The sequence below is a fragment of the Methylobacterium sp. J-059 genome, assembly GCF_022829485.1.
Taxonomy (GTDB): Bacteria; Pseudomonadota; Alphaproteobacteria; order Rhizobiales; family Beijerinckiaceae; genus Methylobacterium.
Genome location: NZ_JAKSYA010000025.1, coordinates 1 through 591 on the forward strand (window position 1 = coordinate 1; position 591 = coordinate 591).

The following is a 591-nucleotide window of genomic DNA, read 5'->3' on the forward strand; positions in this document are numbered from 1 at the left end:
CCTGCAATCCCTGCACGGGCGGCGGAGCCGGACCCGGCGGCGGCGGCGGCAGCACCGTGTACGATCCGGCCCGCATCGCGGCGATCGAGCTGCGGCTGTCGAACGCCGAGAACCTGCCGATCCGCGGCAACAACGTCAGCCAGTTCCCGCTCCCGGTCGCCGGCGGCGCTGACGCGCTCGCGGCCGGCTACGGCGCCACGGCGGGCGGCGTGAGCGCGACGGCCCTCGGGACCGAGGCGAACGCGGCCGGCGACGGCTCCATCGCGATCGGCCGCAGCGCCTCGGCGACGCAGGCCAACACCATCGCGATCGGTCCCGGCGCGCAGACCACCCGCACGAACCAAGTCGCGATCGGCAACGGCTCGAACACCTATACGCTCGGCGGGATCACGTCGGCGCAGAGCGCCGCGGCCCAGAACGGCGCGACGCAGTTCGTGACCACCGACGCGGCGGGCAACCTCGCGACCTCCGGCTACGGCCCGAGCACCATCGCCGGCCTCGGCTCCCGCCTCGACTCGGCGGAAGGGCGGATCGGCGGCGTCGAGTCCCGCGTCGGCGCGCTGGAATCGCGCACGAACGCCCTGTCACAAT

Annotated in this window: 1 pseudogene; it reads left to right on the forward strand. The window is 74.6% G+C overall.

The features are described from left to right. Positions 1-591 (forward strand): annotated as a pseudogene (locus MKK55_RS01830) (hypothetical protein); the annotation flags it as partial.